Below are 7,889 nucleotides of genomic sequence, written 5' to 3' on the forward strand. Positions count from 1 at the left end.
CAATTCATGGATTCCTACGGCACCATAAGGCCGTTTCAACGCAATTCATGTTCAGCATGAATATATCAAATTCGGCGGCAAGGACTACTACGTCACGCGCATCTGGGTGATTGTTTCACAGCCTTCTCGAAGGCGTGTGCAGACTGATCAACAACCCAAATCAGGTTGGAGCGCGGAAGAGCCCTTCACCCGGTCTCGCCGGCTATGTCCGAGTGGTTCGGAAGCCGTCGCGCCGCCCGAACGCCGAACTGGTGTGGGTAGAACTCCGCGAGGCTCCCGGACGTGGCAGGGCAACCATTTTGGCGCATATCGCGTGTCGACCTCGACAAACTGATGACGACCTTGGAGGTCGATCGCGTCAGGCTGTCCGAGTGTACGCTTGCTGCCGGTTCGCGGCTGGAGGTCGCCCGAAGCGAACATCCGACGATCCACTACGGCTTTGCCGGCTCGGGGACGGTTCTTGTCGAAGGAGAGCCCCCGATCGAGCTCTCTGCCCACACCCTCGTGTTGATCCCCGCCCGCAGGTCGGCGACGATCGTGGCTCCATATCCGCGCGGAGGCGCGCAAAGAACGTTCGGCGGCGGGCAGGGGTCGGCCGCTTTTATTCCCGGCACGGGTTCGCGGCACTTGGTCGGTAATGGCGAGGCCGTGCTGCGGCTTGCTTGCGGATCATTCGCGGCGGTGCATGCGGCAGGCCTCGACCTGTTTGCCTCGCTCGCCACTCCGATCGTAGAGACCTTCGACGCGCACGACCAGTTGGACCAGATCATGATCTACGCGATGGTCGAGCTTGCTTCGCAGGAGGTCGGCGGCGGACCTATGTCGGCAGCTCTCCTGAAGCTCTTGCTTTTGTCGCTGCTCCGGCGCAGCCTGATTTCGGCGAATCCTTGGGTTGAGCGTTTCTCCGTCTTGAACGATCCGCCGATCGCGCGAGCCTTTGCTGAGATGGCGTCCAAGCCGTCCGGGCAATACACGGTGCACGCTCAGTCGCAATCCGTGGGATTGAGCCGTTCGGCGTTCATGGCCAGGTTCGCCGCAGCGTTCGGGGAATCGCCGATGTCCGTACTGCGGCGCCTGAGAATGCGTCACGCCGCGGGATTGCTCTCTGCGAATGCCGTCTCGATAGACCAAGTCGCGATGCACTCGGGCTACCAAAGCCGTAGCAGCTTCACGCGGACGTTTCGCAAGCACTACGGCACCGATCCATCCGCATATCGCGCTGAAGCAAAGCGCGAGTCCGGATTTGAGACCGACAGCACACGGGAAGAAAGTTCCGTCGTAAAGTGAGAAGTCCGACCGCGCAGGATGGTTTTGGGAGAGGCTGGACGAGAGCCTCATTTCACCTCGGCACCCTTGAGAATGCCGCGCGTCCCTTGACGTCAGTGGCTGCGGCAGAAGGCTCCGGATAGTACCAAGCTGCGTCTTCGTTGGTCCTGCCGTCGACCACCAAGGAATAGTAGTTCGCTGTACCCTTCCAGGGGCATCGGCTGGTGGTTTTGCTTGGCCGCACGAACTCCGCGTTGACCGAGTCAGGCGGGAAATAGTGGTTGCCTTCGACGACGACCGTCTCGTCGGATTCTGCGATCGTGGCTCCATTCCATGTTGCTGACGTCATGATCTCTTCCTTTCTCGGGTATGGCGTTTACTCGGCGAGCGCGTAAGCGCCGCCTCGCTCGATCGCGGCAAGGTAGGCTGGGCGGGGCTTGAAGCGTCGCACCCAGGATCGCGCGGCGTTGACCTTCAGAATGACCGGTTGGATCGACGAGCTATCGGCATAATGCGTCCAGAATGCGTGATTGTCCCATGTTCAGGGCGATTTTGTCGGTGCTCATGTTTTCCTCCTTGGTTGCAGTTCCCGGGGCCGAGTGGCTCTCGGCTTGTTGATCACGCGTCCTGCGCCAGCCTCAGCCCAGAGAACTGCCATCTCGTGTGAGCTGGAAAGAAGTTGCGGTAGCTCGCTCGGATATGGCCGGGCGGTGTCACGCAAGAGCCGCCGCGTAGCACGAATTGCCCGGACATGAATTTGCCGTTGTATTCCCCGACCGCGCCCTCGACGGCGCGGAAGCGCGGGTAGGGCGTGAACGGACTGCGAGTCCATTCCCAGACGTCTCCGAACATCTGCTGCAGTCCGTTTGCTCGTGCCGCGGCTGGTTTGGGGCGCAGGCGATCGGTGTCGAGGAGGTTGCCGTCCAGGCTGAGCCCATCGGAGGCAATCTCCCATTCGGCCTCGGTGGGTAGGCGCGCCCCAGCCCATGTTGCAAACGCATCTGCCTCGAAGAAACTGACGTGGCAGACTGGTGCCGTCGGGTCGAGCGGCTGGGAACCGCGCAGCGTCATCGTCCAATATTCTCCGTCACGCCGCTCCCAGTAGAGAGGCTGCGTCCACCCGTCGGCGAGCGTCTTCGCCCAGCCCTCCGAGAGCCATAGCAGCGAATTGCGGTACCCTCCGTCCTCGATGAACGCGATCCACTCCGCATTGGTCACGAGCCGATCTGCGAGACGGAAAGGTTCGACGAGGGCGCGATGACGCGGCCCTTCGCTGTCGAATGCAAAACCAGGCCCACCATGGCCGACTTCGTAAATCCCGCCGGCGAAAGCCGAAAAGGAGAGTGGAGGCGCAGGCTCAGTCTCGACGGCGACGAGCGCCGGATCGCGGTAGCCAGGATGCAGGGGATTCTGGGCGAAGAGGTGGAGAATGTCCGTCAGAAGAAGTTCTTGGTGCTGCTGTTCGTGGTGACAGCCGAGTTCGACGAGTTCGGTCACGTCCCGAGGCGGTTGCGACGACAACAGTGTGTCGATCGCGGCGTCGACGTACGTGCGGTAGGCGAAGATCTCATTGAGCGACGGGCGTGTGATCATCCCCCGGCGCGGGCGAGGCTGTCGGGCGCCAAGCGTCTCGTAGTACGAGTTGAACAGGAAACTGAACCCATCGTCAAAATCGCTGTAGTCAGGCAGGTGTGGCTTGAGGACCATTGCCTCGAAGAACCAGGTCGTGTGGGCGAGGTGCCACTTGGAGGGGCTCGCGTCTTGCATCGACTGTACCGTGGCATCGGCGTCGGAGAGGGGTTCCGCGAGCCTTTCACTGGTGGTTCGGACTTCCCGAAAGAGCCGTTGCAGATCGTTCGGCGCGAGCGTTGACTGAAACAGGTACGCTGGTTCCACGAAATAGACCTTTCCAAAGTTTTTGGGGTGTGGGTCGCGAGGCGATGGACGCCCGCGCAAACCACATCCAAGGCTGTGCTTGAGAGTCGGGAATCCGAATGGCGTGTCCCATCGTCCCACGACACCCTTCGTGAACTGCGGCATGACCCGCCCCACCGGCGGGACGGGTCATGCCGCAGCGCTTACTTTGAGGGCCGTGGCGATCAATTGGTCGGCGTCGATCGCAAAGCCGTCCTCCATAACCACGCCGGCGGCATCGATGGTGAGGAACCATAGTGTGCCGCCGGTACGGGCGTTCTCCATCGTCTTTGGAAGTTGGCCCGTGACCGTGCGGCCTTCGTGCTCGAACGGGATCCGCAATCCATAACGCCGCTGGTCGTCGAGCAATTGCCCGGGAGTATTGACGTTGGCACCCTCGAAACCGTCTGTACCACGTCTATGCCGACATCGGTGGCATGTGTCTTCTCAATAAGAGAGAGCGGTGGGAAACTCGTGCGGGTGACACCCGGGGCACCAGTGCTGGTAGAAGAATAGCACGCGGTGACGTGGTCCGAGCTCGGATAGCGTCACCGGACGTCCCGGGGTCGCCGAAAGCATCGATCCAGTAGGGGACGGTGAGTTCCGGCGCTCTCTGCCCTGAAATGCCGTATGCCATCGGGTCGCCCTCCCTTCTTGGTCGCCGCGACCGATCAGGCCGCAGTATGTCGCCGCGGGAGTTTCCAATTGGGCCGCACGAAATGGCAGGTGTAACCGTTGGGAATCCGTTCGAGATAATCCTGGTGCTCCGGCTCGGCTTCCCAGAAATCACTGACAGCCGCGACCTCGGTCACCACTTTGCCCGGCCAGAGACCGGAAGCATCGACGTCGGCAATCGTATCCTCGGCAACGTGCTTCTGCTCGTCGCTGGTGTAGAAGATCGCCGAGCGATAGCTGGCGCCGCGGTCATTGCCCTGGCGGTTCAGCGTCGACGGGTCGTGAATCTGGAAAAAGAATTCCAGAAGCTCGCGATAGCTGATCTTGGCTGGATCGAAGATGATCTCGATCGCTTCGGCGTGGCTACCGTGATCCCGGTAGGTCGCATTGGGCACCTCGCCGCCAGTGTAGCCGACGCGGGTGGAGACGACGCCGTTATAGCGGCGAATGAGGTCCTGCATGCCCCAGAAGCAGCCGCCTGCGAGAACTGCGCGTTCAGTCGTCATTGAACTTCTCCTACGTGAATGAGGTAGGTTCCGTATCCCTCTTCTTCCATCCTACTCTTTGGCACGAACCGGAGAGAGGCCGAGTTGATGCAATAGCGTAGGCCGCCGCGATCTCGCGGGCCGTCCGGAAAGACGTGTCCGAGATGGCTGTCACCGTGCTTCGAACGCACTTCAGTGCGCACCATTCCGTGAAAGTCGTCGGTAATTTCTTTGACGTACGCTCTATCGAGGGGCTTCGTGAAGCTCGGCCAGCCGGTGCCGCTGTCGAATTTGTCTAGCGAAGCGAACAAAGGCTCGCCGGAAACAATATCGACGTAGATGCCTGGCTGCTTGTTATCGAGATATTCGCCAGTGCCGGGACGTTCGGTGCCTGCCTGCTGCGTCACGCGGTACTGTTCCGGCGTCAAGCGGGACAGCGCCTCGGGTTTCTTATCGTAGTTCCTCATCTACCATCCTCGTTTCGAGTACTCCAACAGTTATACGAAGAGAGGTCAGCGGGTCCAATGACGTGTGGCTATCGAATCCATGCCATGGACACGGTTGTGCGCGGGTGATCGGATCGGAGGCTGCTGGGAGCGGCGGCGAGAAGGAAGCGAGCAACACGATATGGAAAACGATGATTTCGAAAGGGCACTGGGCGCGCTCGCGGATGGTTACAGCGAGGGCTGGTTCGCCGGACGGCGATATGGCGTGACCGTGCGACGCTCGCCGGATGGGAGGCGAACAAGCCTTTTCGCACGCGAGCTCGCCGGCAACGACTTCATCAGCTTCAATCTTTACCGCACGGCGATAGGCGGCACCGTGTTAAAGCCGTGCGAGATGGCGGCAAATAAAGTGACGGCGTTCATGCTCGGTTTTGCCCGGCCGGACCTGCACGGAGAAGGGCGAGCCGGCGGCGTCCCAGCCCCAGGCTGAACGCGCTGCGGCTGGCTCAGTTCTCCAGCGCGAGCCGTCGCACCGCCGCGAGAATCTCTGTCGCCGTAGGACATGGCCACGCCGTGGTCGACGTCGGCGAGCACCTGAGGAGTTCCGAATGCTCGTCGCGGCGGGTGTAGTCTACGCTGATATCGGCATACTCCACGGTGCCGTCCGGCGCGGTGACGTAGCGGGCTGGCATAGTGAGCGTCCGGCTCGGCTCTCCATTCCAGACAGCGAGATCCGCGCCGCATTCCGCCTTGACGGTCTTCAGCTCTGCCGAGAGTTTCCATCGAAGGCAGAAGGCGTGTGTGACCCTGCCCCCGGTCGACCAGGCTCGGGAAGGAGAGGCTGTAGAGCCGAACTGTCTCCATGCTCTCGAAAGGGGTCTGTTGCGAGACAGCCACGATTGTTGCGCCTAATGCGCGGATGTCGTCCGCGGCAAGTTGGATTGTGCGAAGATCGAGATTGCAATACGGACGCCAGCGGCCTCGGTGGAACACGAACACGATCACGATCGGCCCGGTACGCAGTGCGCCGTGAGAAGAAACGGCGTCTCCCTCACCGTCGCGCAGCCGGAAGCCAGGCGCAAGGTCGCCGGCGTGGATTGCACGGTCGGCCTGCCCGGACGCTGCCAGCTGCTCCCCGGCCTGCTGCCTCACAGCTGTCGCCTGCGGCGGGCTGCGCGCCTGTCGCTTGCTTTGACGGCGCCTAGCTCATCTTGGAGTCGCATGTAGCTCTTTTGCGCGGGTTAGGCGCGCTGGACTTAACAATCGCGCAACCCGTGATCCTGAGGTAGTCTGTCGCTTCAAGTTTGAGATATTTTCGAATTGCATGAGTGAGTACGGTAAGTGCGCGAGCCCCTCATCTGGACGCGATTGCCGCGCTGGCCGGCTTCCGAGCTTGGCGAGGTCGGTTGCAAGAGACTTGCGCAACCGCGAGGCGGCGAATTCCAGAAACCTGCGCGATTTGAGCGGCACGAACGCCTGCCGCTAGTTAGTGGACTAGATGGACGGGGAGAGGCTCGGGCTCGTAGTCCTGAAGTATCAGCTTGAGTTTTCCCTCGGCGACGGCTCGTGCGACATGGTATGAGAGCACGTTCGTGACGCTGGCGATCGCTGCGTCTATGGCGGATTTGGCCGTGTTGATCTTCAGCCGGCAAGGCGGCCGGACACCCTTGGTCGCGTCCTCCTTTTGGGTTGAATATCCAGGTCATGCCGGGAGCAAGCGCGGTGAAGGTGACACACATGTGGTCGGCGAGATCGGCCGGCGTCTTTGGCGTACCGTGCGCGGCAAAATATTTCGGGCTTCCGCAGACCACGCCCGAACGCACCAGCAACTGCGTTTTGACGTGCGCCTCAAGGTCCGCGAGCTTCCGGCTGATAGTCGGGAGGGGGACATCGAGTTGGCGCCCTGCAGCAGAAAAGCTCCCCCGCCTCTGCTGAGGCCGCCAAATATGACATTGCTTCCAGGCGATCCATCTTCTCTCATTTTCCGAGAGGCCGTTTCTCATGATTAGCGGACTATTCGGGTTCGGGGCAGGGGCTACGTGGGGGTGACGACCGATCAGGTTGACTTTCCATCACAGTATAACATGTCACGCATCGCCATTCCCGGCCGCGACGAGGCACCGGCCGATCCCGACCCATTCTCGACAACGTCAACAAGATGCTCGGATTTCCGCTGCAACCTAACTCAGCAGAGCGGCAGTGACTGCTCGTGAGAGGCCAGCGCGGTGCGCGGCGCGGACTGAGGCCTTAAAGACAGAAAGGAAGTTTAACTGGGCGCCGATAGTGAGCGACTTGCGAGAGGTCATCGGCGCGCTGCAAACGAAGTTGAAATCGAGGCGGCTGTAAGCGAGACGGGAGTCGCGGGGATCAACCGCGCTCGCATAAGCTTCCTGGCGCAGGAGGAGATCGCGGCGCTGTACGGGCGCCGTCGGCTGCGACATCAAGCGGTTGCCCCGCGTCGGTTGGCTTGAGCGACGACCGGTATCAGGTTCGCACGCGCGCGACCTCGCTTGCGGCCACTGTCGCGTCGTTCGCCGGCGCCGTCTTGGCATCGACGAGCGGAGCAGCCGCCCCGGCTCTGCTAGCTAGCGGAGTTGGAGTCCGGGGTAGTGTGGAAGAGTGGCGCGGCCGGCATATGCTTGATCGTCAGCGCGCCCCGAAACCCGGCCAGATCGAGCGATTTAACAACCCTTCGTTTCAGCCGCCGCCCAGAAAACGTGCTGCCGCTCCGCCGCCAATCTCACCTTATGCTCCGGCGAGTATGTCGCCGGTAGGAACAACAGCTCGCACGATTGCAATTTCTGCGTAGATTCCGCAGCGGCGGAACCCCAGAAAAGTCTCTCACGTCGCATCTGTGCAAGATCGGATCTCCGTTCGATAGAGATCCGGCGCGTGAAAGTGTCAGTGGGCGTGCAGCGATTTCAATGCTGCGAGGTAGCCAATGAGGCCCGCCCTATCCGTCGCGTCCTTGAGCCCAGCGTACGACATCCTGTTTTCGGGGACGGCCTTCCGGGGCGACTCCAGAAACGCATTAAGCAACTTGTTGTCCCAGACGATGCCGGAATTCTTCATCGCGTTACTGTATCGGAAGCCGAAAGCTATC

The 7,889-nt window shown here is 61.3% G+C and carries 10 protein-coding genes and 1 pseudogene; 2 read left to right on the forward strand and 9 right to left on the reverse strand.

The window, feature by feature from the left end:
- The first annotated feature begins 333 nt into the window (after positions 1 to 333).
- The gene (locus G6N73_RS33595) at positions 334 to 1,287 is read left to right on the forward strand and encodes a helix-turn-helix transcriptional regulator (RefSeq protein WP_165034225.1); all 954 of its coding nucleotides are present in this window, start codon (positions 334 to 336) and stop codon (positions 1,285 to 1,287) included.
- 52 nt (positions 1,288 to 1,339) lie between these two features.
- On the opposite strand, the gene G6N73_RS33600 is transcribed toward G6N73_RS33595, so the two are convergent.
- The 5 genes from G6N73_RS33600 to msrB form a co-directional block, all read right to left on the reverse strand.
- Positions 1,340 to 1,615: a DUF427 domain-containing protein gene (locus G6N73_RS33600; RefSeq protein ID WP_165034226.1), complete on the reverse strand. Its 276-nt coding sequence runs from the start codon at positions 1,613 to 1,615 to the stop codon at positions 1,340 to 1,342.
- Between the two features lie 269 nt (positions 1,616 to 1,884).
- Entirely contained in the window at positions 1,885 to 3,306 is a 1,422-nt protein-coding gene (egtB, locus tag G6N73_RS33605) for an ergothioneine biosynthesis protein EgtB (protein WP_165034227.1), read from the reverse strand.
- 24 nt (positions 3,307 to 3,330) lie between these two features.
- The gene (locus tag G6N73_RS33610) at positions 3,331 to 3,549 is read right to left on the reverse strand and encodes a hypothetical protein (protein ID WP_165034228.1); all 219 of its coding nucleotides are present in this window, start codon (positions 3,547 to 3,549) and stop codon (positions 3,331 to 3,333) included.
- A 302-nt stretch (positions 3,550 to 3,851) separates the two neighbouring features.
- Complete coding sequence (gene msrA / locus G6N73_RS33615; protein WP_165034229.1) at positions 3,852 to 4,361, reverse strand: peptide-methionine (S)-S-oxide reductase MsrA; 510 nt, start codon at positions 4,359 to 4,361, stop codon at positions 3,852 to 3,854.
- Positions 4,358 to 4,807, reverse strand: coding sequence for a peptide-methionine (R)-S-oxide reductase MsrB (gene msrB / locus G6N73_RS33620; protein ID WP_165034230.1), 450 nt, complete (start codon positions 4,805 to 4,807; stop codon positions 4,358 to 4,360). The genes msrA and msrB overlap by 4 nt, the downstream gene beginning before the upstream one ends.
- Positions 4,808 to 4,967: 160 nt before the next feature.
- Here msrB and G6N73_RS33625 point away from each other — a divergent pair, with 160 nt between their 5' ends.
- Positions 4,968 to 5,276, forward strand: a complete 309-nt coding sequence (locus tag G6N73_RS33625; RefSeq protein WP_165034231.1) for a hypothetical protein — start codon at positions 4,968 to 4,970, stop codon at positions 5,274 to 5,276.
- A gap of 16 nt (positions 5,277 to 5,292) precedes the next feature.
- Here G6N73_RS33625 and G6N73_RS37645 read toward each other — a convergent pair whose 3' ends face one another.
- From G6N73_RS37645 to G6N73_RS36575, 4 genes and pseudogenes are all read right to left on the reverse strand, one after another.
- Positions 5,293 to 5,478 carry a hypothetical protein gene (locus G6N73_RS37645; RefSeq protein WP_246252782.1) on the reverse strand — a complete coding sequence of 62 codons (186 nt, stop codon included), beginning with the start codon at positions 5,476 to 5,478 and terminating at the stop codon, positions 5,293 to 5,295.
- Positions 5,479 to 5,587: 109 nt separating this feature from the next.
- Positions 5,588 to 5,938, reverse strand: a pseudogene (locus tag G6N73_RS38920) (redoxin domain-containing protein); the annotation flags it as partial.
- 146 nt (positions 5,939 to 6,084) lie between these two features.
- Positions 6,085 to 6,789: a helix-turn-helix domain-containing protein gene (locus G6N73_RS33635; protein ID WP_425484187.1), complete on the reverse strand. Its 705-nt coding sequence runs from the start codon at positions 6,787 to 6,789 to the stop codon at positions 6,085 to 6,087.
- A gap of 898 nt (positions 6,790 to 7,687) precedes the next feature.
- A partial coding sequence (locus G6N73_RS36575; protein ID WP_425484188.1) for a c-type cytochrome occupies positions 7,688 to 7,889 on the reverse strand: 202 nt, incomplete at its 5' end.

Origin of the sequence: Allomesorhizobium camelthorni (assembly GCF_011045125.1) — a bacterium.
In the GTDB taxonomy this organism is placed as follows: Bacteria; Pseudomonadota; Alphaproteobacteria; order Rhizobiales; family Rhizobiaceae; genus Allomesorhizobium; species Allomesorhizobium camelthorni.

Bases quoted from the DNA above. Each gene is read 5' to 3' on its own strand.
- G6N73_RS33600 (WP_165034226.1), bottom strand. From the start codon at position 1,615: ATGACGTCAGCAACATGGAATGGAGCCACGATCGCAGAATCCGACGAG.
- G6N73_RS33625 (WP_165034231.1), top strand. From the start codon at position 4,968: ATGGAAAACGATGATTTCGAAAGGGCACTGGGCGCGCTCGCGGATGGT.
- G6N73_RS37645 (WP_246252782.1), bottom strand. From the start codon at position 5,478: ATGCCAGCCCGCTACGTCACCGCGCCGGACGGCACCGTGGAGTATGCC.
- G6N73_RS33635 (WP_425484187.1), bottom strand. From the start codon at position 6,789: ATGAGAAACGGCCTCTCGGAAAATGAGAGAAGATGGATCGCCTGGAAG.
- msrB (WP_165034230.1), bottom strand. From the start codon at position 4,807: ATGAGGAACTACGATAAGAAACCCGAGGCGCTGTCCCGCTTGACGCCG.
- egtB (WP_165034227.1), bottom strand. From the start codon at position 3,306: ATGCCGCAGTTCACGAAGGGTGTCGTGGGACGATGGGACACGCCATTC.
- G6N73_RS33595 (WP_165034225.1), top strand. From the start codon at position 334: ATGACGACCTTGGAGGTCGATCGCGTCAGGCTGTCCGAGTGTACGCTT.
- msrA (WP_165034229.1), bottom strand. From the start codon at position 4,361: ATGACGACTGAACGCGCAGTTCTCGCAGGCGGCTGCTTCTGGGGCATG.